This is a genomic window from Pseudenhygromyxa sp. WMMC2535, from assembly GCF_011083025.2.
Genome location: NZ_JABJWV010000001.1, coordinates 812030 through 830565, shown reverse-complemented (window position 1 = coordinate 830565; position 18536 = coordinate 812030). Strand labels below are relative to the sequence as shown.

At 69.1% G+C, this 18536-nt stretch carries 12 protein-coding genes; 9 read left to right on the top strand and 3 right to left on the bottom strand.

The window, feature by feature from the left end; all coding sequences use genetic code 11:
• The first annotated feature begins 139 nt into the window (after nt 1-139).
• Nucleotides 140-2278: an MYXO-CTERM sorting domain-containing protein gene (locus G6O69_RS03025; RefSeq protein WP_255215682.1), complete on the top strand. Its 2139-nt coding sequence runs from the start codon at nt 140-142 to the stop codon at nt 2276-2278.
• Between the two features lie 105 nt (nt 2279-2383).
• On the opposite strand, the gene G6O69_RS03020 is transcribed toward G6O69_RS03025, so the two are convergent.
• Nucleotides 2384-3427 carry a hypothetical protein gene (locus G6O69_RS03020; RefSeq protein WP_172302021.1) on the bottom strand — a complete coding sequence of 348 codons (1044 nt, stop codon included), beginning with the start codon at nt 3425-3427 and terminating at the stop codon, nt 2384-2386.
• A gap of 865 nt (nt 3428-4292) precedes the next feature.
• Here G6O69_RS03020 and tssE point away from each other — a divergent pair.
• The 4 genes from tssE (at nt 4293) to G6O69_RS03000 (ending at nt 9357) form a co-directional block, all read left to right on the top strand.
• On the top strand, nt 4293-4676 hold the full coding sequence (gene tssE, locus G6O69_RS03015; RefSeq protein ID WP_172302020.1) for a type VI secretion system baseplate subunit TssE: 384 nt from the start codon (nt 4293-4295) through the stop codon (nt 4674-4676).
• 262 nt (nt 4677-4938) lie between these two features.
• Nucleotides 4939-6714, top strand: coding sequence for a type VI secretion system baseplate subunit TssF (tssF, locus tag G6O69_RS03010; protein WP_172302019.1), 1776 nt, complete (start codon nt 4939-4941; stop codon nt 6712-6714).
• The gene (gene tssG, locus G6O69_RS03005; RefSeq protein WP_172302018.1) at nt 6711-7778 is read left to right on the top strand and encodes a type VI secretion system baseplate subunit TssG; all 1068 of its coding nucleotides are present in this window, start codon (nt 6711-6713) and stop codon (nt 7776-7778) included. The genes tssF and tssG overlap by 4 nt, the downstream gene beginning before the upstream one ends.
• 49 nt (nt 7779-7827) lie before the next feature.
• A complete protein-coding gene (locus G6O69_RS03000; protein ID WP_172302017.1) occupies nt 7828-9357 on the top strand; it encodes an FHA domain-containing protein in 1530 nt (509 codons plus the stop codon).
• Between the two features lie 765 nt (nt 9358-10122).
• Here G6O69_RS03000 and G6O69_RS02995 read toward each other — a convergent pair.
• On the bottom strand, nt 10123-11166 hold the full coding sequence (locus G6O69_RS02995; RefSeq protein WP_172302016.1) for a hypothetical protein: 1044 nt from the start codon (nt 11164-11166) through the stop codon (nt 10123-10125).
• Nucleotides 11166-11810 (bottom strand): hypothetical protein, encoded by a 645-nt coding sequence (locus G6O69_RS02990; RefSeq protein ID WP_172302015.1) that lies wholly within the window; start codon nt 11808-11810, stop codon nt 11166-11168. Before G6O69_RS02990 ends, G6O69_RS02995 begins: the two co-directional genes overlap by 1 nt.
• A 498-nt stretch (nt 11811-12308) precedes the next feature.
• Between G6O69_RS02990 and G6O69_RS02985 the strand changes: the two genes are divergently transcribed.
• Genes G6O69_RS02985 through G6O69_RS02970 form a run of 4 tightly spaced genes read left to right on the top strand, consistent with a single transcriptional unit; the run spans nt 12309 to nt 18517 of the window.
• A complete protein-coding gene (locus tag G6O69_RS02985) occupies nt 12309-15695 on the top strand; it encodes an FHA domain-containing protein (protein ID WP_172302014.1) in 3387 nt (1128 codons plus the stop codon).
• Nucleotides 15696-15755: 60 nt separating this feature from the next.
• Entirely contained in the window at nt 15756-16400 is a 645-nt protein-coding gene (gene tssJ / locus G6O69_RS02980; RefSeq protein WP_172302013.1) for a type VI secretion system lipoprotein TssJ, read from the top strand.
• Nucleotides 16401-16450: 50 nt separating this feature from the next.
• A complete protein-coding gene (tssK, locus tag G6O69_RS02975; RefSeq protein ID WP_172302012.1) occupies nt 16451-17812 on the top strand; it encodes a type VI secretion system baseplate subunit TssK in 1362 nt (453 codons plus the stop codon).
• Nucleotides 17813-17839: 27 nt separating this feature from the next.
• Nucleotides 17840-18517 (top strand): DotU family type IV/VI secretion system protein, encoded by a 678-nt coding sequence (locus G6O69_RS02970; protein ID WP_172302011.1) that lies wholly within the window; start codon nt 17840-17842, stop codon nt 18515-18517.
• Nucleotides 18518-18536: the final 19 nt, after the last annotated feature.

Here is an 18536-nt window from a genome sequence, read left to right as displayed (position 1 = left end):
AGAGTATCAGCTTTCACGACCAGCGCACCGGTAGACTCGCCGGCAGAAACTTCCGCCCGCGATGTCTCGAGGCTTCCACTTAGTGCAGAGCCTCCCGTGCGACTCGAGGGGGCGGCATCAGAGACGGGATTAAAACCACATGAAACGACTCCTGGGATCATCATGGACTCGCATCGGGCTCCAAGTCGGGCTCCTTGCCGGTATCGGTCTTGCTTTTGCTATTGGCTCCCACGAAGAGCCGGCTCTCGCTGGTGACGACTGCCCCGACGAGGGCATGTGCACCTTCAAGAAGCCCAACGTCATGTTCGTCATGGACTACTCCACGTCCATGAACGAGATTTGGGACGTGGACAACAACCTGTCGCGCTGGCAGGTCACCGTTGCCGCGGTCCAGCAGATTACCCAGCCGGGTAGCTTCCTGAGCCAGAACACGCACCTCGCGCTGATGCGCTTCGGCCACGACCCGGCCCCCGCGTCCGAGGGCACGACGATCACCAACGAGACCTCGGGGATCGTCGACGGCCAGTCGCTCGACGTCCAGTGGGACGACGACGCCAACGAGTACCTGCCCTGCAACGGCGCGGCCATCGTCGAGTCGCTGAACAACACCGTGGACCCCATGCTGGGCTCCTCCGTCGGCATCGGCACCTGGACCAATGGTGCCATGGTTGCCGTCGGTGAGGAGATCGCCCAGACCAAGGCCGATCACCCGGACGATGGTGACGAGCGCGCCTTCGTGAACGTGCTGCTCACCGACGGCGCGTGGACCGGCGTCGACGGCACCACCACGCTCTCGCCCTCGACCCAAAACCCGGCGATCACCACCGGCGACCTCTACGACAACCAGAACATCCAGACCTTCGTCGTCGCCGTGGCCGGTGACGCCGACGCCGAGGCGGCCGCCGACGAGACCGCCGCGGCTGGTGGCACCACCGAGGCCATCGACGGCGCCACGCCGGAGCTCCTCCAGCAGGCGCTCGCCGACGTCGTTCAGAACATCATCGACTCGGTCGTCGCGCCCGAGTGCGTCGGCGGTCTGCCGCGCATCATGGTGCTCCTCGACGCCTCGTCGTCGATGCTCAACATCAGCGGCGGCACCATGTACGGCGCCCAGGGCGAGACTGGTTGGGACCAGGCCCGCTCCGCGCTGTCCGGCGAGAGCTCGATCTTCGACATCGACGTCGGCATCGGCGCGGCCGAGGACGTCACTCACCTGGGTCTGTCGGTCTTCGGTCACAACGACCCCTCGCCGGGTGAGCAGAAGCTGCTCGTCCAGTACGGCCCCTGCATGAAGGACAACTTCTCGTGGGCCCTCGACCCCGAGACCTCCTGCGTCGAGCCCGGCTGCTCGGATCCCTGGGGCGGCCCGGCGATCTCCTGGACCTTCCAGGACGGCTCTCTGGTCGACCCGCCTGGCTTCGACCAGGAGACCATCAGCCACATGCCCAAGTGTGACGGCGCGACCTTCTGCTCCGGCTCGGGCACCTACACCCACCTCGGTCTCCAGCTGATCAAGGAGAACCAGGCCACGTACCACGCCGATGGCCAGCTGGACGGGGCCACCTACCCGACCAGCGACGCGACGCTGTACTTCAACATCCTGATCACCGACGGTCAGTACAACGGCTACTCCACCGACGCTCAGGTCCAGGCCGAGCTCGAGGAGATGTACGACGACGGCATCATCACCTACGTCATCGGCTTCGGTGACGGCGTGAACACGGCCGCGGCGCAGGCTCAGCTCGAGAACATGGCGGGCTGGGGCTCGGGTGGCAACAGCAGCTACTACGACGCCGACAACCAGGACGCCCTCGAGACGGCCCTCGCCGAGATCTTCGGCGGCCTCGAGTTCGACCCCTGCTGCGCCTTCAACGACTGCTCGGAGAACCCCGAGCCGACGACGCAGGAGCCCGACCCCGTCCCCAGCGACGAGAGCGACGACGGGGAAGAGGACACCACCACGGGCGACGACGGTGAGACCTCCGACGGCGAGGAGTCCACCTCGGGCGACGAGGAGAGCGGCACCGAGGACGAGGGCGACACCACCACCACGGACGAGGGTGGCGAGACCACCACCGACGGTGGCGACGACGTGGGTGACGACGGGGGTGACGACGTGGGCGACACCGGCGACACCGGCGGCACCGGCGGCATCGACGAGGACGACGGCTGCAACTGCGCCGCCGCCGACGGCGACGCCGACAAGACCCGCGGCCTGCTCGGGACCTTCTTGGCCCTCGGCCTGTTCGGCATGGTCCGTCGCCGCCGCCGCGACTGATCCATGCGCGTGGAGGCGGGCGTCTGGCTCGCCTCCGCTCGGCTCTCGAGAGGGCGTCCGCTTCGGCGGGCGCCTTCTTTGTTTGCTGCACTTGGCTCAGCGCCGTCAGACGAAGCCGACGACCATCAAGGTGATCAGCGTGACGACCAGGGCGACGAAGGCGATGATCAGCACCTTGGCGGCCTCGACCTGCACGCGTCGGCGCTTTTGCATCTCGTTGGCCACGCGGTGAGCCGCGCTCAGCTCGCGGCTGAGCTCCTCGGGGCGCATTATGGGCGCGTCGTTGCTGGGCGCCCTGGTCCGCTTGCGGGTGGGGACGATCGGCGTCTTGCGAGCCTCACGGCGCACGGGGATGCTCGACCCGCTGGCGCTGGCGAGGCGCTCCCCAAACTCGCCGGCGACCGCGAGCACGCCCGACTCGGCGGCAGGGTCGACGAGCTCGAGCTCCTCGCTGCTGCCCACGCCGAGTTCGAAGGCGAGCTCGTCGCTGGACATGCGCTGGGTCTTGGCCTCGGGCGAGGCCTCCGTCGAGCGCAGGCGCCGGAGCGTGGCCAGGGCCGTGCGCGCTTCGGTGGCGTCGCCGACGCTGGCGAGCAGCTGCTGGAGCTGGCGGGCGAGCTGGGCGTCGCGCTTGCCGACCAAGGTCGACGCGATCTGACCGAGCTCGCGCATGTCGACGGTCGGCGAGGGGTTGGTGGTCACCGGGTCGAAGTCGACCAGCGTCAGGCGGTCATCGCTGCCGCGGCACAGCAAGCTCGACAGGCTCAGGGCGCCGTGGATCATCGGCGGCCAGCGGGCGTGGAGCGGGTCGAGGAGCGCAGCCGCCTCGCCGAGGCGCGCGAGCAGCTGGTCCTTTTCGAGGGGGGCGTCGAGCTCGGCGAGGCTGTGGCCGCGGACGTTCTCGTGGACCATCCACAGCGAGCGCGCGCCGTCGAGGTCGATGACGAAGTGTTCGATGGCGCGCGGGAGCCCGGGCATGTCGAGGGTGAGCAGCTGGTTGACGCGCAGCAGGTAGTCGTCGTCGACGCCGTCGAGATCTCGCCGGAGCATGCGAACGAGGAAGCCGTCTTCGAGGCGCGTCGCCTTGAAGGCGACGCCTGCACTGCCGCTCGCGACCTGCTGATCGAGGCGGTAGCGCTCTGCGACCATTGGATCGTGCCCGCACGCAGGACAATGTGCGGGGCGGGTTTCGAGGACCGCCGAGCAGCGCGCACAGATCATCGCCGCGGACCTTCTCCCGCGTCAGCTCGACCCCGCAGGTCCGCTTTGGCACTGGGATGGTTCACGGCGCGCTCGATGGTCGAGCCTAGCAGGGCGTGATGCGATCCACCACGGGCGGCCATGCGGAGCGAAGGCTGAGGAGCGAGCGGCGCGGAAGCTTTACATCTCCGACTGACGGGTCGTCGCAGAGGTCGGGTACTCGCAACTGTCGAAAGTGCGCGCAGAAAAAAACGCTGGCTCGATCGCGGAACATCGGCCTATGCTTTCCGAGCCTTCATGAGCGACCGACGATCAACGAACGCCCAGCCCATCACCGCACCTGCGTGCGTGAGTTGGTCGTGCTCGTTGTCCTCGTTCGACTCGGGTCGACGCGAGGAGCTCGACGCGAGCTCGCGGTCAGTGCAGGAGTCGCGGCGAGTCTTCACTCGCTGCGGTCTTCGTCACAGGCCTGTCTCGGGTCGAGGCCGGAGTCGAGGCTCGGGCTTGGGCCCGGGACCGCGAGGTGTCTGTGCTCGGCTTCGAAGCTCGAGCACGATCGTTCCCGAAGGCTGGTACCGATGCGGGCGCGCCCACGAAGGAGGGGGGCGCGCCCGCGCCGGTGCCTGATTCACAAACTGCCCATTTTTCTGGCGTCTGAGGGGTCTAGAAGGGCAATTGTCCCCGAACCCCAGGCTGGCCCGACGAGCGGGGCGGCCGCGCTTGGCCCGTGTTTGCCGAAGGGGTTTCAGCCCGGCGCGCGCTCGGGGGCGATCGACCGCGCGACTCGTGCTAGCGTTGCGCCGCAGGGGCAACCATGGCCGCACGAGGCATCCTCTCTCGCATCACGGGCGAGTCGGCTCGAGGGATCGACGACGTCGAGCTGATCGTCGGCAACCTACAGGCGCTGCTCAACACGCGGCTCGGCGACGCCGTGTCGGCGGAAGGTTTTGGGGTCGTGGACCTCGTCGACATCATCCACGACTTCCCGGCGGCAGCGCAGATCATGCAGCGCAGCATCCGGGCGACGGTCGCTCGCTACGAGCCGCGGCTGCGCAACGTCTCGGTCCGCCTCGTCCCTGGAGACGACCCGCTGGTGTTGACCTTCGAGATCTCCGGGCGCCTCGTCGGCGATCGTCGCCGCGGGGTCGTCCGCCTGCGCAGCGAGATGACCCACGGCGGTCGCGTGCGGGTCAGCTAGAGGCGCGCTGCAACGCCGGCGGCCGGCTCCGCGAGCCTGGCCGTCGAGGTCTGGCGGCGATCCCGGTGCCCCCGGCTCGCACGACCGTGGGCGAGCGATGGTTTCGCTACCCCCCGCGGGACGCCCGATGACGTGGCCAGTGACGCGCCGAGGGCCGCCTCGGCGCGAGGCGTTGCCGCCTAAGGACGCGGGGGGGCCACCACATCGCCCGGCGAACGTAGTATGGTCTTCGAGCCCGCCGGCTGCCGGCTGCCTCCCCACCATGTTCGCGAAGTTCTACCAGAGCGAGCTGACCTACCTGCGAGAGATGGGTCGCGAGTTCGCGGCCGCGCACCCGAGCAGCGCCGGGTTGCTGTCCGAACGTAGCGATGACCCCGACGTCGAGCGCCTGCTCGAGGGCTTCGCCTTCCTCTCGGCGCGGATCCGCGAGCGAGTCGACGACGCGGTCCCCGAGGTCGTCCATGGCCTCGCCGAGCTGCTCTTGCCCCAGTACCTGCGCCCGCTCCCGGCGACCTCGATCATCGAGTTCAAGCCGCAGATCAAGGCGCTGCGCGGGGTCCGGAGCGTCCCTCGCGGGCGCGCCGTGGGCAGCAACCCCGTCGAGGGGACCTCCTGTCAGTTCCAGACCTGCTACGACGTCGACCTCCTGCCCCTCGAGCTGCTCTCGGTCGATCACGACGAGTCCCTGGCCAACCGCCCGGCGCTGCGCATCAAGCTCAAGACCACCGAGGCGGGGCGGGCGATCGTCGCGCGCGAGGAGGGCATCCGCTTCTTCCTCGCCGGCGAGTACTCGCTGGCGGCGACCTTGCACCTGTGGCTGCTGCGCCACTGCACCGGCGTCGAGATCCGCAGCAGCGAAGATCGCAGCGTCCCGCGCAGCGATCCCATGCGGACCCTCCGGCGCGAGCAGATCAAGCCCGTCGGGCTGCGCGAGAGCGAGGCCGTGATGCCCTGGCCGAAGTTCGCCCCCGAGGGCTCGCGCTTCGTCCAGGAGTACTTCTCGCTCCCGAGCAAGTACTTGTTCATCGACGTCCTCGGCCTCGAGGGCCTCGAGTTCCCCGGCGACTACATCGAGTTCTCGTTCTTGTTCGAGCGCCCGCCGGACCTGCCCTCGCCGGTCACCGACGACAGCTTCCGACTGCACTGCACTCCGGTCATCAACATCTTCGACGTCTCGGCCGAGCCCGTGAAGCTCGACCCGCTGGTCCCGGATCACCTGATCCGCGCGGCCGGGGTCAACCCCGCGCACATGGAGGTCTACGACGTCAGCACCGTGATCGGCGTGCGCCCTGGCCGGGGCAACCGGCGCAGCTACAGCAACTTCTACAGCTTCGCGCACACGCGCCCGGACTCGGACTACGACGGCTACTACGTGCTCCGGCGGGCCCGCTCGCCCCTCGACGAGGCCACCGACACCTACATCGGCGTGGCCCGGCCCAAGGATCGCAACCGCGGCGGCGTCGAGGCGGTCGACGAGGACGAGACCCTGTCGATCGAGCTGCTGTGCACCAACCGCGCGCTGACCAACGAGCTGGCGATCGGCGACATCTGCAAGCCGGTGCGCGGGAGCTCGGTCCCGCCCTTCTCCAACATCACCGCCGTCAGCCCGCCGGTCCGCGCGCCGCTTGCTGGTGAGCTCCAGTGGCGCCTGCTCGCGCACCTCGCCCTCAACCGCCAGCGGGTCACCCAGCCGGAGACCCTCAAGCTGATGCTCTCGCTCTACAACTTCTTGGCGGGCTCGGGCTCACCGGCGGGGCGAGCCAACGAGATGCGCGTCGAGGCCATCCGGACCACGGAGTTCGAGGCCGTGACCCGCATGCTCGAGGGCGCCCCCGTGCGCGGGGCGGCGACCACCATCGAGCTCGACGAGACACGCTTTGCGAGCATCGGTGACGCGCACCTCTTCGGCATCGTGCTCGACGAGCTGCTCGCCACCTACTGCAGCATCAACTCCTTTCACGAGCTCCGGGTGCGCCTGCACCCGTCGAAGATCGAATTCCGATGGGAGCCGAGGAACGGGTACCACAGGATCCTGTGAGCGAGTCGCCTGACTGGCTGACGCGCTTGCTGGCCGAGCCCAGCGCCTTCGACCCCTTCGTGGTCGTGGGCCTGCTCGAGCAGTTAACCGTCGGCGCCCCGCAGGTCGGCGGCGACGGGCCCTATGACGAGGAGGCGATCCACTTTCGCCACTCGCGCTCGCTGGCCTTCAAGCCCGGCGACATGCATGCCGCCGAGGTCCACGAGGACGGGCGCAAGATCGACGGGGGCAAGGCCGAGCGCTTCGACCTGACCCTCAACATCGTCGGGCTGACGGGGACGAGCAGCCCGCTGCCGACCTACCTCGCCAGTGAGGCGGCGAGCGACGACGACGCCGGCAACACCAAGGCCGACTTCTTCGACCTCTTCCACCATCGCCTGCACAGCTTGCTCTACCGCTCGCTGCGCAAGCACGAGTGGGCCCAGGAGCACACCACCGACGGCGACGAGGTCTGGGCGCGGCGGGTGCTCGCGGCGCTCGGTGTCGACACCTACGACCGCCCGCCGCTCAAGTACATCCGACCGCTCGATCTCCTGCGCATCGCGCCTTTGATGGCGAGCTCGGCTCGGACCGCGCGGACCGTGGAGCTGGCGATCATGGAGATCCTCGGCCACCAGCTCCATGGTGCAGAGGTCTCGGTCAAGCAGTTCCAGGGCGGCTGGGCGAACATCGACCAGGATCACAAGATCAAGCTGGCGGTCGAGAACTCCAACCTCGCAATCAGCGCGATCATCGGTGACATGTGCCTGCACCGTGCGGGCAAGGCACAGGTCGTCGTCGGCCCCCTCGACAAAGAGGGCCTCAAGCGCTTCTTGGCCGGTGGAGACGCGTTTTTGGCGATCCGCGAGCTGCTGGACCTGCTGTCCTACGAGCTCGTGGAATTCGAACTCGAGCTGATCTTGGCCAAGTCCGCGAGGACTGGCACGATCCTGGGCGTGAGCATCATCGGCGACGACGCCTGGCTCGAGTTCGACGACGACGAGGGGAGCGGCAAGGGGGAGGAGACGACGATGATCGTCCCGCTCAGCCAGGCGCTCGACATGGTCGAGAAGGGGGAGCTGTGAGCGGTGGCGCGTCGAGCTCCGTCGGGTGTCGCCGGGGGAGGGCCTAGGCGTGCGCGCGCTCTCGGTTGTCGTCTTCGACTCGGAGACCGGGCGGACCCGCAAGGAGCGATACCTTCGCTCGCCGGTCTCGATCGGTCGCCACCCCAGTAACCAGCTGTGCCTGAGCTTCGGCTTCGTCTCGGGCCGCCACGCACAGATCGACTTCGACGAGCGCGGGGGGACCTTCAAGGACCTCGGCTCGACCAACGGCTCGCTGGTCGAGGGCCGGCGGGTGAACGCGCATCAGATCCACCCGATCGGTGACGGCCTCCAGGTCAAGATCGGCAAGCTCGAGATCAGCTTCGGCTGGGAGGAGGGCGAGGAGGTCGATCTCCCGCCGCCGCCAGGGTTGGTCGAGGCCGGCGCGCCCGTGCGCAGCCGCGCGCCGCGGCTGCCCACGCAGCCGATCCAGGCGGTCAGCGACGGGACCCCGCACGAGCGCGACCCCTACTCGCCGGCGACGATCCGCCACGCGACCACGGGGCGAGGGCCGAGCGCAGACGGTCCGCCGCGCATGGACGGCCCGCCGCGCATGGACGGTCCGCCGCGCATGGATGGACCGCCGCGCATGGACGGCCCGCCGCGCATGGACCGGGGCGCCGCCCCGCCGCTGCTCGACGCCCCGCCGATGATGGACTCGACGCCGGGCACGCCCGGACCGCCGCCGATGATGGACTCGACGCCGGGCACACCCGGGCCGCCGCCGATGATCGACTCGACGCCGGGCAGCGTCGCCCCCGAGCCTCCGCGACGCCCGGGGGCCGAGGCGACCGGCTTCGTCGATCTCTCGGGCGTGCACCGGGCGATCCGCGAGCTGCGGCCGGCCTACGAGGAGTTCCAGGCCGCGCGCGAGCGCTTCGCCGCGGCTATGGAGGAGACCCTCGACGCGCTGCCGCGGACGACCCGGGACACGGCCCAGGCCTTCTTGCGCCGCGAGTTCCCCGACATGCCCGGGGCGACGCCCTTCGCGGCGCCGGCGACCGGCGAGGGCCGCGGGGGCGAGGACGCGAACATCGTGGTCACCAACTTCGCGGCGATGATGCTCGCCGAGGTCGATCCGCCAGGTACGGCCGACGAGGCCGCGGCCTTCTTGGCTCGGGTCGCGGAGATCCTCCAGACGACGGCCCAGGCCTTCGTGGAGATCCGCAACGTCCAGGCGCGCTTTGGCGAGGAGATGGGCGTGCGGACGATCCGCGAGTACACGCCGCTGCACGCGGCGGCGGACGCCCGCAACGTGCTCGACTATCTGCTCGACTGGCGCCGCGGCGGGCCCGAACGCAACGCGCAGCTCTCGGCGGTCTACAGCGACTTCATGCTCCACCAGGTCGCGCTGATCAACGGCGTGGTCGAGGGGGTGCAGGCGTTGACGGATCAGTTCCGGCCGACGGAGATCGAGCGTGGGGTGGGGGGGCTGAACAAGTCGGCGGCGGCTTGGAAGAAATTTGTCGAGCGGTATGCGGAGGTGATTGAGGATCGGGGGATTGCGGCGCTGGTGTTTGGGCCGGAGTTTGCTCGGGCTTATACGGAGGTCGGGGGGTGATGGGGGCTGCTCATGGGGGTGATGGGGGCTGCTCATGGGGGTGATGGGGGCTGCTCATGGGGGTGATGGGGGCTGCTCATGGGGGTGATGGGGGCTGCTCATGGGGGTGATGGGGGCCGCTCATGGGGGTCTGGTTGTTCTCTTGCGAGGTGAGTGGGTGGTAGCGGTGCAGCGCACGGGGCAGCAGGGGACCCCCAGCGCTCAGACAGGCTTGCTGACTTTGGAGAGGGTCGCGGGGGCTGACTTCTAGGTTGGTCTGGGGTGTTGCTTCGAGAGGAGGGAGCGTACGCAAAACTCGCTCTGGGGGTCCCCTGCTGCCCCTTTTGTGCGCTTCTTTGATGGGGGGGACCCGTGGAGGGATGGTGGAGAGTGTCCCTCTCGGAGGGAGGGGAGGGCGTCTCTCGGAGGGAGGAGAGCGCGTCTCTCGAAGGGAGGAGAGCGCGTCTCTCGGAGGGAGGAGAGCGCGTCTCTCGGAGGGAGGAGAGCGTATCTCTCGGAAGGAGAGATCGTGTCTCTCGGAGGAGGGGAGGGCGTCTCTCGGAGGGAGGAAGACGTGTCTCTCGGAGGAGGGGAGGGCGTCTCTCGAAGGGAGGAGAGGGCGTCTCTCGGAGGGAGGAAGGCGTGGCTCTCGGAGGGAGGAAGACGTGGCTCTCGGGGAGAGGGGAGGAGTCTCTCGGCGGAGATTGCAAAGCGAGAGGCCGCGGGGAGCGGTCTCTCGCTTTTTCTCGAGGGGAAGGTGAGCCGACGGGGGAGCTCGGGGTTTGGCTACTCGTCGTCGGCGTCGGCGCTGGCGTCGTGGGCGACGGAGCCGTAGTTCTCGATCATCTCGTCCCAGACGCTGCCGCGGGTCTCGAAGTAGCGGTCTTTGTAGACGAGCTGGCGGTCGTTGGCGGCTTCGCGGAAGTCTTGCGGGGGGGCGTCGGGTTGGTTGGGGTCCTTGTCGCGGACCACGACCTGTTCGGCGACGAGGGGGTACTCGCCGTCGAAGCTGACGCTGCGGACGATCTCGAACTCGCGGATCCAGCCGTCGGGGAGGTCCGAGGTGTGCTGGTCGAACATCGCGAAGGTGGCTTCGCCGAGGCAGTCGCCGCCGGGGTGGTACTCGTCTTCGACGCGCTTGAGCGGGACGGTGGTGAAGCGATCGTTGATGATCGGGAGCAGCTTCATGATCCGCTGGCACATCTTCTCGTCGAAGGTGCAGTTGTCGCTCTCGGCGACGAGCAGGCGCTGGCCGCCGGCGGTCTCGATGCGCATGCGGGCTTTTTCGGTGTAGGTGCGCAGGTTGCCGAGGGCGCGGACGGCGATGCCGCCTTGGGTCCACTCGACCATGGCGACGGGGCCGATGGCCTGGCCGTCTTCGAAGTGGGCGGCTTGGACCCAGACCAGGCTGGAGCCGTCGGGGCCCTCGTTGATGACGATGTCCTCGGCGGTGAGCGGGCGGACGGGGAGGCGGCCGGTCTCGAGGTCGTTGTTGATCGGGCAGCCGGCGACGGTGCCCTCGGCCTCGGCTTCGGCCTCGGTGCCGGGGCCAGGGTCGGCGAGGGGCGGGATGGTGGGTTGGATGGCGGAGCGGCCGGTGCAGTCGCGCGGCTCGTCCTCTGGCCGCATCTTCTCGCGGTCGAAGTTGTTGAGGAGGATCGAGAACCACAGATCCGGCGGGAGCTCCTGCGCCTCGGACTCGATGGCGGTGCCGCTGGCGACCTCGGCGGTGCACAGGGGCATGGGACCGGTCGCCTTCTTGGGGCAGGCGGTGGCGAGCAGGCCGAGGGTGGCCGCGGCGGTCAGGGGGAGGAGGCGTCGGGTGATCATCAGTGGATGCCTTCGTCGCGGATGACGTTGGTGTCGCGCTTCTTGTCTGTGCGTTTCTTGATGATCAGGTCCACGGTGAAGACCTTCTCGCGCCAGTTCTTCCACACGTAGACGTCGTTCTTCTCGGCCAGGGACTTGAGCTTGCCGAGGTCGAGGGGCTTCTTCTCGCGGGCGTAGTAGGCCTTGGGCTGCTTGTAGCCCTCGCGCGGGGGGATGACGGCGAGGCGGAACACGCCGTCTTCGGTCTGCACGAAGCCGTAGGCGCAGCTGATGTCCTTGCAGCTCGAGGTGAAGGTCACCCACAGCAGCGGCGCGCCATTTTTGCTGTCGGTGTCGATGATCAGGCCGCGGGTGCTCTTGGCGGTGATCACCTTGAGCCGGCGCTCCTCCGAGGACTCGGTCACGTTCTTGTTGACCGCGTAGGACTCGGCGTCGTCCTCTTCTTCGTAGATGACGACGAGCTTCTTGCTCACGTAGACGCGCAGGGCCTCGACGGCTTGCTCGCGCTTCTCGATGCGTTCGAACTCCGAGGGTGTGAGCTCGAGCCGCCTCGCGCAGCCACTGCTGGCACACAGACCCGCAGACAGGGCGAGGACACTCAGCGTCCTCAAAAACGGCCGATGAAGCTTGCCCAGAGCGCGCATTTTCGGATTTTAGGGGTACAGCAGGCGCAGGGGGGAGTCAACCAGAGCGGAGGGTGGCCAGCGCAGCTAAAAAACCAGCGCCCCAACTCGCCCCAAACCCGGGCAAGCGAGGCGAACCAGGCCCCAAAAATGACCCGAACTGGGCTCAAACGAGCTCTCGCAGCCAACAAACCCGCCCAACCTGGCCCCCACCCCAAGCGCCGACCAGCCCGCGCAACCCAGCCCCAAAACGACATCCCCGCGCAGCCCCACTCCCGACACAGAACAAACCCCCAGGCCCTCACCTCGGACCTGTCCCAAACTGTCCCAAAGCAAAACCACCACCGCGGCGTCGACCCGTCGTGCATCGCGCGGACGGCTCAGAGAGGCCCCACCGCCGAGGCGGGCTCCATGATGCGGGATCTTCGACCCTGCCCGGGGAAGTGACCCCGCAAATCTACCATAAAGCAGTTGGACCGCGGCTCCAGCCGGGTCATCCTCGGGCCGGTAGGACCGGCCATGCGAATCAGGATCTCGACTCAGAGCGAGCCCCCGCGGATCGAGGAGATCGATCGGACGGAGGTCGCCATCGGCAGGGTGGCCAGCAACGATCTCGTGCTCGCGGAGCGTGGCGTGTCGAGCCGGCACGCACAGTTACAAGTTGGCGCCGACGGGCAGGTGTACATCACGGACCTCGGCTCGACGAACGGCACCTTCGTCAACGGCCAGCGCATCCAGGGCACGATGCCCATCGGCCTGCACGACGAGGTCTACGTCTGTCACATCCGCGTCGAAGTCGCGCTGGGGAACCAGTCGTTCCCGCCGGCGCCGGCGCAAACGCCGGTGCAGACCGGCTCGACGCAGATGGCGACGCCGGAGCAGGCGGCCGCGCTGCGCCACGGTACGGTGTCCGGTGAGATCTCGGGCTCCGAGGGGCAGTACGGGAACGGAGGCTGGAGCGACCAGGGATACGGCCAGCAGGGCTGGGATCAGCAGGGTCAGCAAGGCCAGGGCCAGTGGGGTCAGCAGCAAGGTCAGGGCTGGGATCAGGGCCAAGGCCAACACGGCCAGGGCCAACACGACCAGGACCAGTGGGGTCAGCAGGGTCAGGGTCAGGGTCAGTGGGATCAGGGGAGCGGCCAGGGCTGGGACCAGGGGCAGCAGCAGTGGCAGCAGGGCCACGGCCAAGGTCAAGACCAGTGGGGTCAGCAAGGTCAGGGCCACGGCCAGGACCAGTGGGGCCAGCAAAGTCAGGGCCAAGGTCAGGACCAGTGGGGGCAGCAAGGCCACGGCCAAGGTCAGGACCAGTGGGGGCAGCAAGGCCACGGCCAAGGTCAGGACCAGTGGGGGCAGCAGAGCCAAGGCCAGGATCAGTGGGGCCAGCACGGCCAGCAGGGTCAGGACGCGAGCCAATGGCAGGGCCACGGCCAGGGTCAGGACCAGTGGGGTCAGCAGGACGGGCACTACGGGGACGGCCAGTACGCGGGGGACAACCAGTACGGCGAGGCTGCCTACGGTGGGTCGCAAGCCAGTGATTCGCGCAGGCCTCCACGCCCGGGTGAGGGGGGCTTCGCGGGCCCGGGTGAAGATCTCGAAGAGATCGAAGAGATCGAAGAGATCGAAGAGATCGAGGAGATGCAGGAGGAGGCGCCGAGCATGGACGAGGCGCCGAGCCTGGGCGGACCCGCGGCGCTGGACGGGCCGCCGAGCATGGGCGGTCCTGCGGCGTTGGATGGACCGCCGAGCATGGGCGGGCCTGGGGCGCTGGGTGGCCCGCCGAGCATGGGCGGGCCTGGGGCGCTGGGTGGACCGCCGAGCATGGACGGGCCTGGGGCGCTGGGTGGCCCGCCGAGCATGGACGGGCCCGGGGCGCTGGGTGGACCGCCGAGCATGGACGGGCCCGGGGCGTTGGACGGACCGCCGAGCATGGGTGGACCCGCGGCGTTGGACGGATCGCCTAGCATGGGCGGCCCCGCGAAGCTGGATGGTCCGCCGAGCATGGACGGTCCGCCGAGCATGGACGGTCCCGCGGCGCTGGGTGGACCGCCGAGCATGGACGGTCCGCCGAGCATGGACGGTCCGCCGAGCATGGGGGGCCCCGCGAAGCTGGATGGACCGCCTAGCATGGACGGGCCGCCGAGCGTGGGCGGCCCCGCGAAGTTGGACGGGCCGCCGAGCATGGACGGCCCCGGGAAGCTGGACGCGCCACCGAGCGTGGGCGGCCCCGCGGCCTTGGACGGTCCGCCGAGCATGGACGGCCCTGGGAAGCTGGACGGGCCGCCGAGCATGGGGGATCCGCCGAGCTTGGGAGACCTGCCGAGCCTGGGAGCGCCGCCGAGCCTGGGAGATCCTCCGGCGCTGGGTGGGCCACCGAGCCTGGGAGAGCCGCCCGAGTCAGTGGAAGAGGACGAGTCCTCGGGTCACGACGAGGCGACGCGGATCGACTCGCTCTCGAGCCTCGGCGCCGCGGCGGTGGTCGAGAGCCTCCAGCTGGGCGGTCCGCCCAGCGTCGACGGAGGCGAGGCGCCCGCAGCCGAGCCGCGGACGCCCTCGGCGCAGACGACCTTGGTGCCGTCGGCGGCGCCGGCGGGCACGGAAGAAGAGGCCGCGCGCACGCGGACCTTCCCTTCGCTGCGCGCTCGCAAGGTCCAGGCCGACACGGCCCTCGACGTGGTGCTCCACCGCAGCCCGCCAGACTACGTCGCGCGGGCAGGGGTCTTGCGGGACATGCTCTCGGATCTCGGCGGCCAAGGGCAGCTGCCCGAGGGCAGCGACAAGCAGCGCAAGGCTGCGCGGATCGGCGCCAAGCGGCGGCTCTCGGTCATCGACAAGCAGCACCCGGAGTTCGACTTCGACGACACGGAGAGCGAGGCCGCGGCGCTGCTGCGCGAGCTGTTCGAGTACGGCCCGCTGACCGAGGCGCTCGATGATCCCACGGTCTCGGAGATGCTGATCCGCGGGCCGCATCAGGTCTGGGTCGGGCGCGGGCGCAAGCGTGAGCGCCTGCCTGCCGGCTACTCGGGCCCCGAGGCCGTCGCGCTGACCCTGCGCCGGCTCACGGGCAGGGAGCTGCGCTGGGACGCCAACGCGCCCTGGCTGGACCTCCACCTGGCCAACGGCATGCGCCTGCGGGGCGCCCACGAGAGCGTGGCGCCGGGCGGACCGGTGGTCGTCATCGAGCGCCCGCCTCGGGCGGGCTCGGGCGGGCTGGTCGATCTCGTCGCCGACGGGGTGCTCCCGCCGGCCCTCGCCGAGCTCCTGGTCGCGGTGCTCAAGGCTCGCGGGAGCGTGCTCGTCGGCCTCGAGGACGACGCCGACGGGGCGCCGCTGCTCTCGGCCCTCGCCCACGAGCTCGCCCACATCGAGCCGGCACGGCTCGCGGTGATCCGCACGGGGGCCCGGCTCGCGCCACCGAGCGGCGCGGTCGTGCTCGAGGCGGAGCCCGGGCTCACGGGGGCGCCCGTACGCCTGGCCATGGACGCGGGCGCGACTCGGCTGCTGATCCACCGCGCCGAGGGCTCGGGCCTGGCCAGCGTGTGGTCGGGCTTCGAGCGCAACCTCGAGCAATTCATCGCCAGCGTCCCGGCCGCGAACCCCGAGGCCGCCCGCGCGTGCTGTGTGGACGGCCTGGTGCTCGGAGGTTTTGGCCGCGAGCGGGGGCTGCTCGGCGCGCTGGTCGGGGACGCCTTCGATCTGGTCCTCTCGGTCGCGGCGCGCCCCGAAGGCGGTGACGTCGTCGTGACGGTCTCCGAATTCGACGGCCAGGGCCAGGCGCGGACCCTGCTGTCGCGGGCCTCGCCGAAGGCGGCCTGGCGCCACCACGCGGACCCAACCTTCGTGGCCGAGATGGCGCGCAGGGGTGTTACCTTCGACCCCGCGCGACTCACTTCTCTGGGCGGCGGCTGATCGCAGCCTGCGAACGCACGCCACCCTCGAACGACGATCTCACGAGCAAGTACGAGCAAGATGTTCAAGCCCGCCATCCTTCGCAGCATTCCTGTGTGCGGCCTCGCCCTCGGGCTGGCCGCCTCCTTGGCCCTGGGGGCCTGCAAAAAGAAGCGTGAGCGCGAGACCTGCAACCCCGACGACTACGCCTTCGAGGAGATCACCGTGCTCCTCCAGGCCGCGAGCGACCTCAACCCCGATGACGAGGGTGCCCCGCTCTCGGTCGTCGTGCGCATGTATCAGCTGTCTGGTGACCTCGCGACCCGCAGCCTCGACGTCGCCGAGCTGTGGGAGGACGCCGAGGCGGCCCTCGGCGACGAGTACATCGCCGACAGCGAGCTGACCTTGAACCCCGAGGGCGTCGAGGCCATCCCGGTGACCCTCGAGAAAGAGACGCGCCACGTGCTCGTCGTCGGCGGCTTCCGCCAGCCGGTCGGCAACACCTGGTACCGCGTCTACGAGATCCCCGACACCTACGGCAAGCAGGCCTGCGAGGACAAGCGCGAGGGCAAGAACCCCGACGACCTCGGCCAGCCCTGCGTCTATCTGTTCTTCGAGCGCAACCAGGTCGACGGCGGCAAAAACGTGCCGCCCGGCTTCGACAAGGCCAAGGTCGAGCAGACCTGCACGCCGGTGTACTCGCCGAAGACCGTGCAGGCCGAGTAGTCGACCCACCGCGCGCACCACCACGAGCACCACGGATCCGCGACACCACCATGACCCGCAAGCAGCACTACGACCGTGTGATCTGGCGCGAGGGGATGCTGATCACCCCTCAGCACCTCCAGCAGCAGGAGCTCTACGCGGCCCAGAACCTGCACGAGCGCCTGGCCGCCTCCACGCCGCTGAGCTGGGGCGTGCAGGCCATCGAGTTCGACGCCGGCGCGCTCAAGAGCGGCCGCCTCGAGCTGACCAAGTTCGAGGGCGTGATGCCCGACGGCCTCGACCTCCGCGGCGGCCTCGAGGTCCCCTCGCGGACGATCGGCGACCACTTCCCGGCCACGGCCAAGCAGCTCGAGGTCTCGCTGGGGATCCCCGCCCTGCGCGAGGGCGTGGCCAACTTCCACGAGCCCGACAGCGAGTGGCGCGGTCGCTTCTTGATGGTCACCAAGTCGACCGGCGACCTGTCGATGAGCAAGAACGTGCGCAACCTCGACTTCGGGGCCCCGGCGCCGGTGCTGCTCTTCGGCGAGGAGAAGGACGAGGACCACGTCAAGCTCAAGATCGCCGAGATCGTCCGCGACGAGGACGGCTCGTTCACGCTCTCCGACACCTACATCCCCCCGGTCCTGCACATCGGCGCCTCGCCGGTGCTGATGGCCGGGCTGCGCGAGATCATGAGCCTCTCGGTGGTCAAGCAGCGGGCGCTCAACGCCGGCCGTCGCCAGCGCGACGCCGCGACCATCGAGTTCGCGGCCGCCGACGTGACCCGCTACCTGCTGCTCAACGCCATCAACATGGGCCTGCCGCTGGTCAAGCACTACAGCGAGGAGCCGCGCAGCTCGCCGCTGTCCACCTACCTGATGATGCTCGAGTACGCCGGCGCGCTGACCAGCTTCACCGGCGAGATCGACCCGGCCAGCTTCCCGCGCTTCGCCTTCCTCGACATGCGCTCGTGCTACCTGCCGATGTTCGAGCACATCAAGACGATGCTCGGCGCGGCGGTCAAGGACATGAGCATCAAGATCCCGCTCGAGGCCCGCGAGGACGGCATGTGGATCGGCCGGCTCTCGGAGCAGCGCATGGTCGACTGCAAGGACTGGGTGCTCGCCGTCGAGTCCGACTCGCCGGAGCAGCAGGTCGCCAACAAGCTGCCGCACCTGTCCAAGATGTCGTCGTGGAAGCAGATCAGCGCGATCGTCAAGTCGGCGACGCCGGGCGTGCCCTTGCAGCCCACGCACCGCCCGCCGACCGAGGTCGCGATCAAGCCCGGCCAGGTCTACTTCATGATCAAGAAGGACGACCGCTACTGGCGCGACGTGCTCGCCGAGCGGACGATCGCCATCTACGTCCCGCCCCCCTTCGACCCCAAGCGGGCCAAGCTCAGCTTGATGGGCATCCCGCGCACCGAGGGCTGAGCGCCCGCCCCGATCGAGAGCTCGACCATGGAACGGATCAACGAGGTCACCAAGGACACCTTCAACGCGCTGATACAGTTCCGCGCGCTGGACTCGTCATCGGCGGTCTCGCCCCAGATGCCCTACCAGCGGCTGTGCGGGTTCATCGACCAGATGCTCTCCTACGCCCGCGAGATCGGCTACGAGGAGATCGACGTCGTCGACATGGCCTACGCCATCGTCGCCTTGGCCGACGAGGTCGCGCTGCACAAGGGCGGACCGATCCGAGACTTCTGGATGCAGCGCCCGCTCCAGCTGCACTACTTCAACGAGAACCTGGCCGGTGAGGGCTTCTTTCACCGGCTCAACGCGGTGATGAGCGACCCCGCCCGGGTCGACATCCTGCGCGTCTACTATGTGTGCCTGCTGCTCGGCTTCCAGGGCCAGTACGCGATCCGTGGCGGCGAGCTCGAGCTCGACGCGATCATCCGCCGGGTCAAAGAGGCGCTGCGCAACAACCTCAAGGATCAGCCGCTCTCGGTCCAGCCGCTGCGGCCCAAAGAAGACATGGGCCGGGCCGGCGGGATCCCGGCGATCTGGATCGCGCTGTTCTTCCTGCTCTTCTCGCTCGGTTTGTTGATCGCCCTGCGCATCGGCCTGAACTCGCAAAGCGAGAACGTGGTCGAGCGCATGGCGCCGATGATGAAGGCGGACGGCGAAGGCTGAGCGGCCTCGCGCAGCACGA

Bases quoted from the DNA above. Each gene is read 5' to 3' on its own strand.
- G6O69_RS03025 (WP_255215682.1), top strand. From the start codon at position 140: ATGAAACGACTCCTGGGATCATCATGGACTCGCATCGGGCTCCAAGTC.
- G6O69_RS03020 (WP_172302021.1), bottom strand. From the start codon at position 3,427: ATGGTCGCAGAGCGCTACCGCCTCGATCAGCAGGTCGCGAGCGGCAGT.
- tssE (WP_172302020.1), top strand. From the start codon at position 4,293: ATGGCCGCACGAGGCATCCTCTCTCGCATCACGGGCGAGTCGGCTCGA.
- tssF (WP_172302019.1), top strand. From the start codon at position 4,939: ATGTTCGCGAAGTTCTACCAGAGCGAGCTGACCTACCTGCGAGAGATG.
- G6O69_RS02995 (WP_172302016.1), bottom strand. From the start codon at position 11,166: ATGATCACCCGACGCCTCCTCCCCCTGACCGCCGCGGCCACCCTCGGC.
- G6O69_RS02990 (WP_172302015.1), bottom strand. From the start codon at position 11,810: ATGCGCGCTCTGGGCAAGCTTCATCGGCCGTTTTTGAGGACGCTGAGT.
- G6O69_RS02985 (WP_172302014.1), top strand. From the start codon at position 12,309: ATGCGAATCAGGATCTCGACTCAGAGCGAGCCCCCGCGGATCGAGGAG.
- tssJ (WP_172302013.1), top strand. From the start codon at position 15,756: ATGTTCAAGCCCGCCATCCTTCGCAGCATTCCTGTGTGCGGCCTCGCC.
- tssK (WP_172302012.1), top strand. From the start codon at position 16,451: ATGACCCGCAAGCAGCACTACGACCGTGTGATCTGGCGCGAGGGGATG.
- G6O69_RS02970 (WP_172302011.1), top strand. From the start codon at position 17,840: ATGGAACGGATCAACGAGGTCACCAAGGACACCTTCAACGCGCTGATA.